This is a genomic window from Gracilibacillus salitolerans (assembly GCF_009650095.1).
GTDB classification, from domain to species: domain Bacteria; phylum Bacillota; class Bacilli; order Bacillales; family Amphibacillaceae; genus Gracilibacillus; species Gracilibacillus salitolerans.
In genome coordinates this window covers 2,439,857-2,456,857 of sequence record NZ_CP045915.1, presented here as the reverse complement: position 1 = coordinate 2,456,857, position 17,001 = coordinate 2,439,857, and the positions used below count along the sequence as shown (strand labels likewise).

Genomic DNA, 17,001 nt, shown 5'->3' with positions numbered 1-17,001 from the left:
TCTATGTTTCTTTATAGAATCCTTCTAAATCTGTTAAAATATTTTGAAAAACTTGATTCTTCGTTTCTAAAGTAATCGAGTACCAGTCAACTGGCATCTTATTTTTAAACCAAGTATATTGCCGTTTAGCAAACCGACGCGAATTTCTTTTTAACGTGTCTATAGCTTCTTCTAAAGATTGTTCTCCTTTTAAATAAGGTAATATTTCTTTATAACCAATACCTCTCATCGCCTGTGTATTTTCCAGACCGTTCTGGTAAAGTCGTTTTACTTCAACTATCAAACCCGCTTCTACCATTTGATCAACACGTTTATTTATCCGCTCGTATAAGAGCTCGCGATCCATCTGTAAACCGACAATGCGAAAATCAAAACGCGATTCTTCTTGTTGCTTTTGTTGATACTCTGTCATTGTCATACCTGTTCGGTCATAGACTTCAAGCGCTCGGATAAGGCGTCGATGATTATTAGGATGAATTTTTTCCGCTTGTAAAGGATCTACCCTATTCAAGCGTTGATAAACGGAATCAATTCCTTCACGTTCAATTTCAGACTCTATTTGCTTGTGATATTCACCAGACCGCTCACTTACGGCGAATTGATAATCATATAATACCGATTGTATATATAGACCAGTCCCGCCAGCGATGATCGGCAATTTATTCTTGTGTTGGATCGTATCAATATTGTCCTGCACTCGTTGTTGAAAGTCAGCAACTGAAAAGGATTCGGTCGGATCTAAAATATCTATCATATAGTGAAGTATTCCTTCTTTTTCTGCTTCAGTTACTTTTGCAGTGCCAATATCTAATCCTCTGTATATTTGCATGGAATCCCCACTTATTACTTCACCATTAAATTTTTTGGCAATCTCAATAGATAAAGCTGTTTTCCCTACCGCAGTTGGACCGACAATGACGACTAATTTCTCTTTCAAGTTATCACTTCCAATAATGACAATGCTTTCTTACAGTATACCTTACATTTTCTGTTTCTTCATCTATTTACATAATTCGTTTGAACATTTTTTCCATTTCATATTTGGTGAATTGGATAATAATTGGTCTTCCATGCGGACATGTAAAAGGCTCTTCGCATTTTCTCAAGTCATCAAGCAGTCGTTGCATATCATCCATATTTAAATAATGATTAGCTTTGATGGATCGTTTACAGGACATGAGAATAGCCGCTTCTTCTCTTAACTTGTGCAAGTTGACTTGTTTTTCCTGGATCAATTGATCTACCATATCTCGTATAATCTCTGCTTCTTCATCTTTTGGAAACCAGTATGGATGCGAACGCACTATATAGGCATTTTGGCCAAATGTGTCAAAAAATAACCCTACTTTTTGTAACTCTTCTTTATATTGTTCAATAAAAAGTGCTTCTTGTTGAGTAAATTCGAAGGTTAGTGGGACTAATAAATCTTGTACATGTCCTTCTACTTCTCCTATTTTATCACGATAATATTCATATTTTATTCGCTCTTGTGCTGCATGTTGGTCAATAATATAAAGCCCTTCATCATTTTGCGCTAAAATATACGTACCGTGGTGTTGACCAATTGGGTACATGACTGGTACCCGATTCGCATCTTTCACTACCTCTTCCTGTTTGTTTTGAATCTCCATGTCTTCATCAAAGTCATTGCTATTATGTTCATTCTTTTCCATTGTAATACTACTACCAACATGTTCTGTCTCGCGTATTATTTCAATATCGTCTAACGGACCTTGAGTGGTCTCCTGAAGAAGAGATTCCTTCTTCGATTGTCTCTCAATCGGTTGATGCCTGTCAAACTCAAATTGTGGCTGCTCTGATTTATCTTTTGGTTTACTTTTCTTCTGACCAGAAGGTATCAGTGTTTGTTGATGAAATGTATCTTTAATCATTTGTGAGACTGCTTCAAATAACTCTTTTTCTTTACTGAAACGAACTTCTAGTTTAGTTGGATGCACATTAACATCAATTAAATAGGGATCCATCGTAATGTTTAGTACGACAACAGGTTGTCTTCCAATCGGAAGAAAGGTATGAAAACCATTCGTTATAGCTCTCGCCAGTCCGATACTTTTAATAAAACGCCCATTAACAATAGTAGTAATATAGTTTCTTGATGCTCGATTGACTTCCGGTTTTGCAATATAGCCATTTATTTCGTAATCTAAGGTTCTGGTATGCACCGGTATCATTTGCTTCGCTACTGACATCCCATATACAGAGGCTGCGATTTGTCTCAAATCGCCTTTACCTGTGGTCTGGAAAATTCGTTTCTCGTTATGTGTTAACTCAAAACGGATGTCGGAGTGAGAGAAAGCCATGCGGTTAATAATATCCGTAATATGACCCAACTCTGTATGTACCGTCTTCAAATACTTGAGACGGGCAGGAGTATTAAAGAAGATATCCTGGACAGTGATTTCTGTTCCTTGTCTTGCATCACTTCTTCCCTCTTCTTTAATATGGCCACCTTCTAATACCAATCTTGTTCCTGCTTCTGTTCCTGTAGAGGTTTTGATTTCTAATCGGCTAACTGCTGCAATACTGGCTAGAGCTTCTCCTCGAAAACCTAATGTTCTCACATGGAAAAGGTCATTTTCACTTTTTATCTTACTTGTTGCGTGTCGTAAAAAAGCTTTCTTACACTGATCGTGTGGAATACCATTCCCATCATCTGTAATTTTGATTTCCTGTAAGCCTGCTTCTTTAATCTCGATTTTTATCCAGCTGCTGTTAGCATCAACACTGTTTTCAACTAACTCTTTCACAACAGAGGCTGGGCGTTCTACGACTTCACCAGCCGCGATCTTATTGGCTAAATAATCCGGAAGTTCGTTGATTTGCATTTATTTTCGCCCCTTTGCTCCTTGTGCTTTCTTTTGCAATTGGTAAAGCTCATTCATGGCGTCCATCGGTGTCATTTCCAACAATTTTATCTTCTGTAAATTTTCAATTATCTCATGATCTGCTGACTTTTTTCCCTTTTTAGCAGGTTCTTCTGGTGCAAAAAAGGCAATTTGTTCTATTTCAAAGTTGTCTTCTTCCCTATTTTTTGAGGATAATGGTTTGTTACTAGAGGTACCTTCTAATTGTGACAAAATAACATTAGCTCGTTTTATTAATGGATTAGGTAAGCCAGCTAATTGGGCTACATGAATTCCATAGCTTTCATCTGCTGCCCCCTCGTGAATCTGGTGAAGAAAGACTACTTTCCCTTCAATTTCTTCGGCTCGCACATGAATATTTTTGAGGGCTGATAAGTTATCTTCTAAACTCGTTAATTCATGATAGTGAGTAGAGAAGAGTGTCTTAGCTTTAATATGATCGTGAATATATTCAATAATCGCTTGAGCAAGAGCCATTCCATCATATGTACTTGTCCCTCTCCCGATTTCATCAAGTAATATAAGACTATCTTCTGTAGCATGTTGAACCGCGTGGTTGGCTTCCAGCATTTCGACCATAAAAGTACTTTGACCTGATACAAGATCATCTGCTGCACCAATACGGGTGAAAATCTGATCTGTAATCGATAACTCTGCACGTTGAGCAGGTACAAAACAACCAACTTGAGCCATAATAATCGTCAAAGCTAACTGACGCATATAAGTACTTTTACCTGACATATTCGGTCCAGTGATTAATAAAAGATGCTTATCATCAGCCAATTCAATTGTATTAGGAACAAATTGTTCATCTTTCATCACTTTTTCAATAACCGGGTGTCGACTTTCTTCTAAGTAAATATGATGGTCTTTCGTAAAGTTCGGTCTGACATAATTGTTCTCTTCACTTACAGTTGCAAAGCTTTGTAAGACATCGATCTCACTTATTGTTTCTGCTAATCTCTGTAAATATGGAATATACATCTTCACTTTTTCTCTTAGTTCAAGAAAAAGTTGATACTCCAGTTCAACACTTTTTTCTTCTGCCTCTAGAATTAATGATTCTTTTTCTTTTAATTCTTCGGTAATAAACCGTTCGGCGTTCGTCAATGTTTGCTTACGTTGATAACGTCCTTCCGGGATCATTGGCAAATTCGGACGAGTTACCTCAATGTAATAACCAAACACTCTATTAAATCCGATTTTTAATGATTTAATATTCGTTTCGGCCTTCTCTTTCTGTTCTAGTTCTGCAATCCAATGCTTACCATTCCTAGAGGCATCACGATATTGATCCAATTCCTGATGGTAACCATCCTTAAGAAGGTTACCTTCTGTTATTGAGATTGGTGGATCTTCTGCAATACTATTATCCAAAAGTTCGAAAAGTTCTGGTAAAGGATCCATACTATCGGAAAATGCTTGTACAGCTTTGCTATCAAACTGCTTTAATTGCTCTTTGATAAACGGTACTTTTGCTAAAGACCTCTTTAATTGAATTAAATCCCTTGCATTCACATTTCCAAACGATACCCTTCCTGATAATCGTTCCATATCATATATAGATTGCAAGGCTTCCCTAATTTCTTCCCGCTCAAAAAATTGGTCATAGAAACCGTTCACTAAATCTAGTCTTTTCTCAATTAAAGATTGTGTCAGCAGAGGGCGTTCTAACCATTTCTTTAGTTTCCGTGCTCCCATGGCCGTTACGGTTCGGTCGATTACCCATAATAAACTGCCAAACTTTTCTTTTCGCAATAACGAGGAAGTAATTTCTAAATTACGTTGTGAATACATATCTAAGGTCATATATTCAGCAAGCTCAATCACTTGTGCTTGCTTCAAGTGATCTATCGCCCGTTTTTGTGTATGGAATAAATATTGATATAAAACCATACAAGTCTGCTTTAGTTGGTCATCTGAAATATCTTTGACAAGCTCTGTGATTGCTTGATTAGAATGTGTTTCTATTGCATAGGAAACCGTCAATTGCATTTTCTCTTTTAATTCATCAATTAATGTAGTAGCGAAGTCTTGTTCCACCACTACCTCTTTAATTGGACGATTATATAGCTCACTTAATACTGCATTCCATCCACGTTTTATTTCCATTACAAAGGTTTCGCCTGTGGACATATCGGTATATGCAAATGCAAATTGCTGATCCGCTATTTCTGTCACAACAGCCAGATAATTATTTTCTTTATCATCCAGCATATTTCCTTCCATCACAGTACCCGGTGTAATTAGCTGAACTACTTCTCTCTTGACTACACCTTTTGCCACTTTGGGATCTTCAACTTGTTCACAGATCGCAACTTTATAACCTTTATCTATTAATGCTTTTATGTAGTTTTCTGCAGAATGAAAAGGAACTCCACACATCGGAATCCTTCCATCTCCGCCGCCATCTCTACTCGTAAGTGTTATTTCAAGTTCCAAGGCTGCTTTTTTGGCATCCTCAAAAAACATTTCATAAAAATCGCCTAAACGAAAAAATAAAAAACAATCCTGATAATCTGCTTTTATTTTTAAATATTGCTGTATCATTGGCGTATGACTCATTCTAGTATCCCCCAACATCATTCATTTCTTGTAACATTATAGCATAGAAGAAGAAATCAGATAAACAATTAAGAGAAACTAGACTTGCTTTGTTTCTGATTCGAAATAGATGCAAATTGCAAACAATAATATTTAAAATTTGATCTTTTCCATACTGATTAAAGGTGAGTGTTATGAAACGTTTCGGCAAGATATCGTACTTTCCATGGGCACGGCCTCGGCCATCTCAGCGTGCCTATGAAAAGGTATTCCGCCTCTGAAATTGCTTAAGTTGGCATATGTTTTCTAAAAAAAATACAGTGTGAGCATTCCCCACACTGTATGCTTTACTCTTCTTCATGATCGTCTAGGAAATCTGGATCAATGTCATCAAATTCATCATCTGAGATTGCTAGATCCCAATCTTCATCATCGTAGACTTTACCTTTAGGGTCTACTTTAACAGAGATTTTAGTTTCACCGATCACTTCTACTAGAAATTCTCTTTCTGCATCTACTTTAATTTTATTACCTTTCGTTTCAATGCTGCATTCTAAGCAATTTGGTTGTTGAATGACTTTAGCAATAACTTCACACTCATCACCAATATGGTGTTTATCTCGAATAGATAACGGTACATGATCACAGTACTCTACTCGCTCTGTTACTACTTCAGTTTTTGTATTATCATTATATGCATACCATACATTGACATCATAACTTCCTTTAATCTCAACAGTATCTTTTTTCACTAATTTTGCATGATAGTTATGATTGATAATCCAACAACCTAATATACTGGATGGACGATGCATAGGTGTGATGGTGTTCGTTTCTTGTTTAAATTTTCTTCCCTTTCCAATGACCGCTTTTGTTATAATTTCTCGGTATTGTTGGTCTAGATAAGACATCGAATTATAACCTCCCTCTTATTTCAATTCCATCATATGCGAGATATTCGTCTATAGTGCCTTCATTCGTTTAAAAAAATGTTAGCCATAGCGCCTACTTCATCCTATGCAGTTGCCCAGAAATGTGTACATATGTAAAAAAGGGATAAATAAAAAATATCAATCTCCACACCAGATCCACTTTGTTTATCTGAATAACAATATTCTAAAAACGAAAATCAGAACATCACTACCTTCACAGTGTAGCTTTAGAATAAAGTTTGATCATTCTCTACAGTTACCTCATCTTATTCATCTATCATTCGTGGACGGTCACAATTATTCCATCCATATTGTTTCCTGAAATCTCATACTCGTGATTTTCCGATATATTAATAGTCATGTTTTCGGAAAAAGGGTGATAAGAAACAGTATATTTGTCACCATCAACCTCAGCAGAAACCTTGTTTTTCTCTTTGAGATAATCCAGATACTCTTCTAAAACAAAATTCTTTTCCTTCATAATCGCACTATGTGGTAAACCAACATAACGAATATGCCAAGGTTCATATTCAATTCCTGTAACGTCAACTTTGTCTTCAGGATAGCGTAAAATAAAGCCATGTTTCCAAGAGTTTTCTTTTATCCATTCGGCTTCTGATGCTTTATACATGGATGTTTCTGTAGAACCTACATCGAGCGCTAAACCTAAATTGTGTTCACTATGTCCAGCTGGCAAAGCATATTCAGTCCCCATGTCTTGATAAAGTTCTCTTTGTTCTTCAAATTCCCGAAAGCCGCTACTAATTAAAAAATGATTAACCCCTTCTTTTTCAGCAACAGCGGCCATCTCTGAAAATTTTCTTGCGACATCTTCTGATAAGTAAATATCTGCCTCCAACAACACGTATCCTTGTGTCAACTCTTTGTGTGTAAATAAATTTACAATATCCGATTTTATGCTTTCTTGGTCAACTGGATATTCACTGTTGACCAAAACTAGATTTCCGCGATTAATCTGATCTTCTGTAATTTTTATCTGTTGGGTACTGTCAGAAGACAGTTCAGCATCTAATGTATCATTGTTATTCAGATTATACGGTTGAATCTCTACCTCTACATTATCTTGGAGACTGGGTGCTATATAAACATATGAAATACCTAAGCATACTAACAAAAACAATAAAACGGCCCACTTTTTCATTTTCAGTTCCTCCTTCATTTTAGTTGATTAAAGTATAGGAAAAACTTTTAAAATAAAAAGTGGGGTAAATATTAAATTTTTCTTAAATTTGCATCTTGAATTTACACCTGTTCATTGTTTGGCTCACTTTCCTTTGGTAAACGCACTTCAAATATCGTACGTATTAAGTCGCTATCAACATGAACAGTTCCATTGTGCTGCTCGACAATGTTTTTCGCAATAAACAAACCAAGTCCTGTACTGTCTTCTTTATGAGATCGTGCTTTATCACCTGTATAAAACATATCAAAGACATGTGGAAGTTCATCCGGAGGTATACGATCTCCATAATTCACGATTTGAATAACAACTTCCTCCGAATCAATAAAACCCTTTATATCTATAAACTGTCCATCATATCCATATCGATTTGCATTAGTCAGAAGATTTTCAAACACACGTGCTAACAGCTCCCCGTCACCTAAAATAGGTAAAGGGGAAATCATATTCGTTCGGGCAACTAAATCATTTTTTTCGAAGATAGGATATAATTCTTCCTTCAATTGATGAAGAAGATCAGATAAATCAATTTTCTTTTTATTTACTGGCAACATACCATAGTTCATTCTAGTTATTTCGAATAATTCATCAATCAGTCCTTCTAAACGCTGAGATTTGGTAAGAGCAATCATCAAAAAATGCCTCACCTGTTCTTGTGTCAAACCATTGTCTTTTAGGATTAAATCTAAATAACCTAATACAGAGGTGAGCGGTGTACGCAGATCATGAGCTAAATTTACGACTAATTGATCCTTACTACTTTCCGAAAAATCTCCTCTTTCGATGGCTTGTTGCAATTTTTCACTTGCCAGATTAATGTCCTGCGCAATGTCTTTAAATTCATCATTTGATTGGATTTGTACAATATGTGTAAAGTCACCACGAGCAAGATAATGAATTCCATTCGAAATCTCATTGAAGTATTTAGAATAAGGCTTAGTAAGTAAATAGAAAAACAAGATGGAAAGTGGGATAAATAGTAGTAAAAAGAAATTGATGTCTCCAATCCTTCCTATAAATAAACGAAAATCTGCTAACGGATCTTCATAGTCTACTATAGCGTGATAATAAAGTTGCAGACCTTTAAAGATAAAATACGTAATAATACCAGAAAAAAGTATACTTAATCCAAACAATAACACCATCTTTGAACGAAAACTGCGTACCATTTTAACCATTGAATGCATACCCCACTCCCCAAACAGTTTTAATCCATTTATATTTCCGATTATCTTCTTTAAGTTTTTTCCTCAATGTCCGTACATGGACCATAACGGTATTGCCGCCTTCAAAGTATGCTTCGCCCCAGACCTGCTGGAATATATTATCCACACTATAAACCTTCTTTGGGTGACTAGCAAGTAAATACAAAATATCAAACTCTTTGGGCGTTAACTCAATGTTTTCACCATACAGCATAACTGTGCGTTCCTCAGGCGAAATAACTAGCCCACCAAATTCCAAGATCAATTTATTATCTGTTTGGGGTTGATTCAACTTCATAAAACGTCTTAACTGAGCATTTACACGAGCAACTAATTCAATGGGTGTAAAAGGTTTAGTCATATAATCGTCTGCTCCAATAACAAGTCCATGTACCTTATCGAAATCAGAAGTTTTAGCGCTCAAAAATATGATAGGCATATTATATTGGTCACGAATGCGACGGGCTACTTCATATCCATCCATTTTTGGCATCATAATATCCAAGATTAACAAATCAATCACTTGGGTCTCGATAACATGAATGGCTTCTTTTCCATTAGATGCTTTTAAAACATGGTAACCTTCTTTTTCTAAATGAATGGCAATTAGATCATTAATCTCCTGCTCATCATCAGTTATTAAAATGGATACACGTTTCATCTATTCCACTCCTTGGATACACATAGGTATATGTAGTGAATTTGTAATATTTTACAATCTATACGCTACGTAACTCTTCAAATATCAACCAGTTCTAATTTAGCATGACAGGTAATTGAATAAAATAGTACTCTTTCTATTTTCTATTATTTCCATGTCTTATTCAAGAAGTATAGTCCAAGTGTTGAATATACAACTTTCCGAACTGCACCATTTTAAATTCTTCACTATATTTAGCCATAAAAACACCCCCAAAAGTTAGATTTTTCACTAACTTTCGGGGGTCGGTACCTAACCTTTTAGTTAATCATGCTTTTTATTTATTCTTAACAATGGCTTTGTCCTTTTTTTGATCCTGTTTCTCCGGCTAATACATCTCCGTCTGTAGAGCGAATCACTTCATTTGTAATCTCTCTAGCAATTGTATTGGTCACAAGCTGAAGAAGATCATTTATAACAACTTGTGATTCCTTAAATTCCTGCACAACAGGAATTTCATCTATCTCTTCTTGGAGGCGATCGATTTCTGCTTCCACACGTTTTAATGCTTCATGTTTCCCGTAAGCTTGGAAGTTAACTGCTTGTTTTTGTAATGCTTTAATTTTTTTAATCGAGCTTTGAATTTTATTGCTTTCATTAAGTTTTGCTTCTAATTGTTTAAAGCGGTCGATTTCTTCAATGTTAGCCATTTTGTTAGCTAAGTTATGAGCTTCCTCGATCACTTCTGCTCTAGTATATTTTGCCATTTATTTCACCTCAACTGCTGATTCGACCATTTCTCCATCTAATGTCCAAGTCTTAGTGTTAGTAATCTTCACCTCAACAATTTCACCAATGACAGATTTTGGTCCTTTAAAGTTCACTAATTTATTTCGCTCTGTATAACCTGATAAAACATCAGGATCTTTTTTACTTTCACCTTCTACTAGTACTTTAACAGTTTCACCTTTATACTGTTTCATCGCTTCTGCTGATTGTTTATTCACTAATGCATTTAAGCGTTGCAGACGTTCTTTCTTGACTTCCATCGGGATATTGTCTTCCCATCGTGCAGATGGTGTACCCTCTCTAGGAGAATAGATAAACGTATAAGCACTTTCAAATCCAACTTCTTCTACAAGTGTCATTGTTTCTTCAAATTGTTCATCTGTTTCATTTGGGAAGCCTACAATAATATCAGTTGTTAATGTAGCGTTTGGCATTGCTTCTCTAATTTTTCTTACTAATTCTAAGTAGCTTTCTCTTGTGTAACGACGAGCCATTACACGAAGGATATCAGAGCTGCCAGATTGAACTGGTAAGTGAATGTGATCTAACAGGTTACCACCTTTTGCCAATACTTCAATTAAGCGATCATCAAAATCTCTAGGGTGTGACGTAGTAAAACGAACTCGTGGAATATCAATTTTATTGATTTCTTCCATTAAGTCACCTAGACCATAATCAAATTCCAAATCTTTCCCATATGCGTTAACATTTTGCCCTAACAATGTAACCTCTTTGTATCCTTGTGCAGCAAGGTGACGCACTTCCTGAATTATATCTTCCGGCATACGGCTACGCTCTTTACCTCGGGTATACGGGACAATACAGTAGGTACAGAACTTATCACAGCCGTACATAATGTTAACCCATGCTTTGATTTTACCTTTACGAGCTTTTGGAAGGTTTTCAATAATGTCGCCTTCTTTAGACCAAACTTCGACAACCATTTCCTTACCAAACATCGCTTCATTAATTAATTGTGGTAAACGGTGAATGTTATGTGTACCAAAAATCAAGTCAACGAAAGGATGTTTTTTCAAGATACGATTAACAACTGACTCTTCTTGAGACATACATCCACAGACTCCTAAGATTAAATCAGGATTTTCTGTTTTCAATGATTTAAGATGCCCGAGTTCACCAAATACTTTATTCTCTGCGTTCTCACGGATCGCACATGTATTTAATAAAATAATGTCGGCATCGTTTGTATCTTCTGTTGTGGTATAACCCATTTGCGTTAGAATACCTGCCATTACTTCTGTGTCATGCTCATTCATCTGGCAACCATAAGTACGAATAAGAAATTTTTTCCCTTTACCAATTGCTCTCATCTCTAATGGAATGTCAAAATCATAATGAATATCTACGTCTTTTTTTAAACGTTTTTTTGCTTTACGCATGTTAGGTGGTTCATAAGTTGTTTGAAAATATCTCGAAATCAAATCATCACTTGACATGTTTTTTAATCGATCTAAATTATCGTTCGCATCGGATTTTACGTCCGTCGAACTCTTTTGGTTGATTTGTTTACTTTCTAATCGTTGTTTCTCGTTCATGCTATTTATCTCCTTTCTTACCCCTAATCAATCCTAAGATAAAACTACTTCATCTATTATAGGGGATAAACCGTGTAAATACAAAGCGAATTAATTGATATTTTATCAATTATCCAGGAAAATGCTTGATAAAATTCTGGTAACTGATTTTCTGGATGACTGATGCAGAAAATGTTCGTTTCAATGCGGCTTGCAAAAAGCTGTATTGGTTAACGGAAGATAGATTGTCAACAAATTGGTCTGTTCCATCGAAATCCGATCCAAATACGAGATGATCTTCACCGCCAACACTTAGAAAATAAGATATATGTCTCAAGAGGTCGTTGACAGTGGCATTATCATTTGTTGTCACAAAATATGAAACGAACGTGATGCCAATTAATCCATTATTATCGATAATTTTACGTACTTGTTGTTCATTAAGATTACGAGAATGTGGACAAACCGATCGGCTATTTGCATGAGAGACTATCAAAAAGTCACTAAGTGCTACTGCTTCATCAAATCCTTGTTCAGAAATATGCGCGAGGTCAATCCATACCTTCTGTTGATTAGCTAGTTGGATTACTTTTCTTCCCAGTGAGCTAAGTCCGCTTCCTCTCGGCTCCCCTATTCCGTCTACAGCTAGATTTGCTTGATTCCAAGACATACCAATCATTTTGACGCCCAGTCGAAGCAGTATTCTTAATTTGTACAGGTCCGCCCCTATACAATCCAACCCTTCTAATGTCAGCATGGCACCTTTTTCGTTTGGTTCCAATCTTTCAATCTCTTCTTTCGTTTGAATGAAATGAATATTAGAAAACGGTTTAATAATTTTCTCAAAAAAAAGATCAATCATATGTAATGCTACAGTGAATTTTGATTCTGTTGGGATGTGTTCTGGAATATAAATGGCGAAACACTGCACTTTTACAGGACTATCCATCCATTTTTGATAATTCACATCCAAAACCGAATCATCATCAAAATCGATACGGTGCGACCACATTTTATATAACGCATCACAATGACAATCGATAATCATGTGCTCCACTCCTACATAAAAAATAGCATTTAAAAACCTGTTTGTCATCTAACAAACAGGCTACTAATATTCCGTATTATCTCGGCTCGACAATTAACTTTATAGCTGTACGTTCTTCATTATCAATCATAATATCAGTAAAAGCTGGAATACAAATGAGATCCACTCCACTTGGAGCAACAAAACCACGTGCGATCGCAACTGCTTTCACTGCTTGATTAAGTGCACCAGCACCTATCGCTTGGATTTCCGCTGAACCACGTTCACGTAATACATTTGCAAGTGCGCCTGCTACAGAATTCGGGTTTGATTTTGCTGAAACTTTTAATATATCCATTCCTGGTACCTCCTTCAAATGCTATTGTTATTCCACTTTTACTATATTCATGATATTTAAAGATATTCCTTTTTATTATGAAGGATAGCAGTTAAAATTTCAAATCATTCGGTGGTAATGATGGTTTAGGTGAAGAATGGATGATCATCATTTATTTGAATGCGATCGATTTTTATTGCCTTTCCAGAAGCGTTATCGACATCAATTAATACACCACTTAATTGGGCACGCTCTGTTTTCGGAACCTCAAATCGGACAGGCAATCCAGTTAGGAATTTCTTAATGACAGCTTCTCTTTCCATTCCCAATATTCCGTCATAAGGACCTGTCATACCAACATCAGTTATATATGCTGTGCCATTTGGTAATATACGATTATCTGCCGTTTGCACATGTGTATGGGTTCCGACAACCGCACTTACTTTTCCATCAGAAAACCATCCAAAAGCCTGTTTTTCACTTGTAGCTTCTGCATGAAAGTCAACAAAAATAATATTGGTTCGTTTTTTTGCCTTATTAATCAATTCTTCTAGTTTACGAAACGGGTCATCGACTGGCTGCATAAACGTTCTGCCAAGCAAATTGATAACAGCAATTTCTTGCCCATTGGATTTAATGTAGACAATATCATTTCCAGGCGTATCGGGCGGTAAATTTCCCGGTCGAACCATATAGGTGGCATCATCAATAAAGTTAAAGATTTCTCGCTTATCCCATGTATGATTCCCCATTGTAAGCGCCTGTGCACCCCACTCAAGTAAGCTCTTATAAATTTTCTCGGTAATCCCTTTACCTGCTGCTGCATTTTCACCGTTAATAATTGTTACGTGCGGTTGATATTTCGTTTTTAATTTTGGTAAATATTCTTGTACTATATTTCTGCCTGGTGAACCTACAACGTCACCAATAAATAAAATCTTCATGTACGTCTACCTTTCTATTTTAGTAACCATAGTTTTTATTCTAGTTGCAAACTCTATACTAAAGAACTCAAAAAGCCCAATATATCAACACTTTACTATGAAACCTCACAAAACGCAAATGCCTAATGAAGATATTTCGCGTTACTCTTGGGGCTGTTTTGGGATTAAAAATAATACGTCGGTAGATGATAGTGGGCAAAACTAAAGCACCTACTCGGTAGGTGCTTAGAAATTAATCCACAAACTTCTTATTCTTCACCTTCCACTATAGATACCTAACGTGGTGGAGATGTCACTATATAATAAGCAAGACATCAAAACATCCAGCCATTATTTTTTGTCTATGGCTATTGAAGTGATCCAGAACGATATGAATAAGTTATGTAACCAAAACATCTTTTTAAAAAACGAATCTTATATATTGATCGAACTGAAAAAGCTATTGAGAAAAGCGTGAACCGAAGCTACATATACATCAGAATATTCTTAAGATGCTTCACACTGGGAGAGAAAGTTTAAGAATTGCGTTTACGTAGTGCTTTAAGAAATATAATATAGGGATCACTAATACTAACCAAAGCCCTTGGCGACCCGAATTAATTTGTCGTCAAGAGCTTTAAAATTCGTATATCAGTTGTTCTCACGTTGGACTACCCTATATAGTTTGAGAGGAGCGGAATTTTTTTGCTTCCCTATTTTTCAATCCTTAATGACCTCTTCTTTCTTCAGAGGGCTCTTCGTCAGGATCTGGTTCTTCTTCATCCATATTATTCGGTGTGTCAACCTCATTAGGATCCCTTACATCACGAGGATCAGTATCAATATCAGGACCCCTATTATTATTAACGTCCCCATTTTCATTATTAAAACGAGCAGGGTCATAATTAATATTTTCTGGTTGTTCATTCATGTTGTTGTCGTTACCCATGTCACATGCTGTTAAAACACCAATCAATAAAGTCACAAACATCATTACTGTGGCAATTCTTTTCATGTATTAACCTCCTTATAGCTTTTTGGAACATTTTTATTTTAATCGTTTAGTGATATTTTACTCATATTTTAAGTAATTAAATTTTCTAATTTTTACATATTACAGAGAAATGATTTCCACACATTTTTGTATTCCTTCTTCACAACATATTAAAGGCTGAAATAGCCGATATCTAATTAGGAGGAATTCCCATGAGAAATATACAATGGTTATCAGTACTTGGTTCAATCGGTGTAGGCATTGCAGCATACAATATGATGAACGGACAAGGGCAAGGACAACAAATTCAAAAATTTCTTTCTAATGCTACAAATATAGGAAATCAAGGACAACAATAATCACCACATCCAAGACGGCCTACACAATAGTTAGGTCGTCTTTACATAAGTAATAATTATATTAATTCATAAAAAAATTTTCAAAGCAAATTCTATAAGGGAATGTGACGAGATCAGAGAGTTATTTTGGGAGTATCAAAAAGTTAAAAAGAAATGAAATATTCCTCGCTAATATTCCAAAATGCTTAGGGATCAATATCAGCAAGGAATGAAGGCAGACTTGTTCCCTTGATCATATCATAGAATATTAATGAAAACCCACTACTTATTAGTGGAGGGTGTAGAGTAACATGGAAGATTTTGGTGAAATCTTCTTTTTTTATTGTTCAAGGAAATTTTAAAATTTGATCCTGTGAATAAAGTTAAGCGCGATTTGTCGCGTCAAAGCTTAGGTTATATATTAACTTAAAATATCGTGTACATAGCATAAATTACAGTAAATAAGGCTTAGAGTCTATACCGATATACAATTCCTTCATAGATTATTATTGTTAACAAAACCTTTCCAAAGAGGAGTGTAGTATATTGAAAAAAAACGTAGGACGCAATGACGATGTTGGTGGTGTAATTAGTAATGGAGATAGCTGTGTCTGCGATGTCGTCCGTGCGATTGCTGATGCACAAGATAACGTTGTAGAAATTGGATGTGATGTAAGCTGTGCACGATCTATCCAAGATTTAGTATCACCAGCGCGAGGTAACGGCTTAGATACAGTACCTTTTATTCTATATGATAAAAAAGGAAAACCTTTTAAAGGATTCGGCACTGAAGTTAGTGACGGTAGATTCGAATGCTTTAGCAGTTTTATTTTCCGAGTAACAGAAGTGGATGATGAGGACTGCTGTGCAGTATTAGAACTATTAGTGTTCGACAACGATGACACAACTTGTGGCGATCCTTGTGAGCAACTTGACAACGAAAAAATTAAAGACTTACAACGTACTGGTATCTGTATTACGGTAGATTTAGACTGCTTCTGTGCAATTACTTGCTTACCTGCTGTTTCAGTGCTTTAATGATGATTTAAGACTCTTCCAGCAATAGCTGGAAGAGTCTTTTCAATGAAGGTATACTTACTTTCTTGGTTAAAATTATAGCATTTTGATTATAAAATGGAAAAACCTTTACTTATTTGTGATGTGTGTGAGTTAAGCGAGTTTTATGTTTACAAGTTATTATCATTTATATATTCTTCGTACCATTCTCGCCCTGAAGACCAGTTATCTACTGGATTCATTTCTCCTAAAATTACCACGCAAGCAGAAGCCATGATTTGTTCCTTTAAACCATCTGTTTTAGAAGCTTCAAATTGTTTTATGAGATAATTTAAAGATAAACCTTCTTTGCTAACAATAAAATCGAACTCCTTTTGATTTTCAGTAATATAATCATTAGGATTAGAGGACTTTGATGGATAACTGATAATTTTAGTAATTGCATCGTCAATCTCTTGTGTTGTCTTTGAATTAGAATAATTGCTTTCAGATACAGATTCTGTAGCATCATTCTCTTCATTAAATATACTCTTGTTTTCTACACTACAAGCGACTAAAGCTAATAAGAACACAAACAAAAAAAACAAAAAGTTATTTTTCATATACTGAACTCCTAATCACTTATTTACTATAT

16 protein-coding genes are annotated in these 17,001 nt (G+C 35.6%); 2 read left to right on the top strand and 14 right to left on the bottom strand.

All coding sequences use genetic code 11. The features are described 5' to 3' along the window. Position 1 precedes the first annotated feature (1 nt). The 13 genes from miaA to GI584_RS11420 form a co-directional block, all read right to left on the bottom strand. Positions 2 to 937 (bottom strand): tRNA (adenosine(37)-N6)-dimethylallyltransferase MiaA, encoded by a 936-nt coding sequence (gene miaA, locus GI584_RS11480; RefSeq protein WP_153791309.1) that lies wholly within the window; start codon positions 935 to 937, stop codon positions 2 to 4. A gap of 67 nt (positions 938 to 1,004) precedes the next feature. Further along, on the bottom strand, positions 1,005 to 2,846 hold the full coding sequence (gene mutL / locus GI584_RS11475; protein WP_153791308.1) for a DNA mismatch repair endonuclease MutL: 1,842 nt from the start codon (positions 2,844 to 2,846) through the stop codon (positions 1,005 to 1,007). Then, entirely contained in the window at positions 2,847 to 5,450 is a 2,604-nt protein-coding gene (mutS, locus tag GI584_RS11470) for a DNA mismatch repair protein MutS (protein ID WP_153791307.1), read from the bottom strand. It lies immediately after the preceding gene. Positions 5,451 to 5,776: 326 nt separating this feature from the next. Continuing rightward, entirely contained in the window at positions 5,777 to 6,340 is a 564-nt protein-coding gene (gene cotE / locus GI584_RS11465; RefSeq protein ID WP_100360547.1) for an outer spore coat protein CotE, read from the bottom strand. 298 nt (positions 6,341 to 6,638) lie between these two features. Next, on the bottom strand, positions 6,639 to 7,523 hold the full coding sequence (gene vanY, locus GI584_RS11460) for a VanY-A/VanY-F/VanY-M family D-Ala-D-Ala carboxypeptidase (protein WP_153791306.1): 885 nt from the start codon (positions 7,521 to 7,523) through the stop codon (positions 6,639 to 6,641). A gap of 101 nt (positions 7,524 to 7,624) precedes the next feature. After that, complete coding sequence (locus GI584_RS11455; protein WP_153791305.1) at positions 7,625 to 8,740, bottom strand: sensor histidine kinase; 1,116 nt, start codon at positions 8,738 to 8,740, stop codon at positions 7,625 to 7,627. Next, positions 8,733 to 9,428 carry a vancomycin resistance response regulator transcription factor, VanR-F/VanR-M family gene (gene vanR / locus GI584_RS11450; protein WP_153791304.1) on the bottom strand — a complete coding sequence of 232 codons (696 nt, stop codon included), beginning with the start codon at positions 9,426 to 9,428 and terminating at the stop codon, positions 8,733 to 8,735. Before vanR ends, GI584_RS11455 begins: the two co-directional genes overlap by 8 nt. A gap of 326 nt (positions 9,429 to 9,754) precedes the next feature. Then, positions 9,755 to 10,174 (bottom strand): YlbF/YmcA family competence regulator, encoded by a 420-nt coding sequence (locus GI584_RS11445; RefSeq protein WP_100360550.1) that lies wholly within the window; start codon positions 10,172 to 10,174, stop codon positions 9,755 to 9,757. After that, positions 10,175 to 11,752, bottom strand: a complete 1,578-nt coding sequence (gene miaB / locus GI584_RS11440; protein ID WP_100360551.1) for a tRNA (N6-isopentenyl adenosine(37)-C2)-methylthiotransferase MiaB — start codon at positions 11,750 to 11,752, stop codon at positions 10,175 to 10,177. It lies immediately after the preceding gene. A gap of 109 nt (positions 11,753 to 11,861) precedes the next feature. Then, on the bottom strand, positions 11,862 to 12,779 hold the full coding sequence (locus GI584_RS11435; protein ID WP_153791303.1) for a dipeptidase: 918 nt from the start codon (positions 12,777 to 12,779) through the stop codon (positions 11,862 to 11,864). Between the two features lie 76 nt (positions 12,780 to 12,855). Next, a complete protein-coding gene (locus tag GI584_RS11430; protein ID WP_003468886.1) occupies positions 12,856 to 13,116 on the bottom strand; it encodes a stage V sporulation protein S in 261 nt (86 codons plus the stop codon). A gap of 125 nt (positions 13,117 to 13,241) precedes the next feature. After that, the gene (locus GI584_RS11425; RefSeq protein ID WP_153791302.1) at positions 13,242 to 14,039 is read right to left on the bottom strand and encodes a TIGR00282 family metallophosphoesterase; all 798 of its coding nucleotides are present in this window, start codon (positions 14,037 to 14,039) and stop codon (positions 13,242 to 13,244) included. A 706-nt stretch (positions 14,040 to 14,745) separates the two neighbouring features. Continuing rightward, positions 14,746 to 15,033: a hypothetical protein gene (locus GI584_RS11420; protein ID WP_153791301.1), complete on the bottom strand. Its 288-nt coding sequence runs from the start codon at positions 15,031 to 15,033 to the stop codon at positions 14,746 to 14,748. Positions 15,034 to 15,224: 191 nt separating this feature from the next. Here GI584_RS11420 and GI584_RS23840 point away from each other — a divergent pair, with 191 nt between their 5' ends. Further along, positions 15,225 to 15,371, top strand: coding sequence for a hypothetical protein (locus GI584_RS23840; protein ID WP_194842185.1), 147 nt, complete (start codon positions 15,225 to 15,227; stop codon positions 15,369 to 15,371). Between the two features lie 525 nt (positions 15,372 to 15,896). After that, the gene (locus tag GI584_RS11415; RefSeq protein WP_153791300.1) at positions 15,897 to 16,388 is read left to right on the top strand and encodes a CotY/CotZ family spore coat protein; all 492 of its coding nucleotides are present in this window, start codon (positions 15,897 to 15,899) and stop codon (positions 16,386 to 16,388) included. Between the two features lie 149 nt (positions 16,389 to 16,537). Here GI584_RS11415 and GI584_RS11410 read toward each other — a convergent pair whose 3' ends face one another. Further along, positions 16,538 to 16,969, bottom strand: coding sequence for a hypothetical protein (locus tag GI584_RS11410; RefSeq protein WP_153791299.1), 432 nt, complete (start codon positions 16,967 to 16,969; stop codon positions 16,538 to 16,540). Between the last annotated feature and the right edge of the window lie 32 nt (positions 16,970 to 17,001).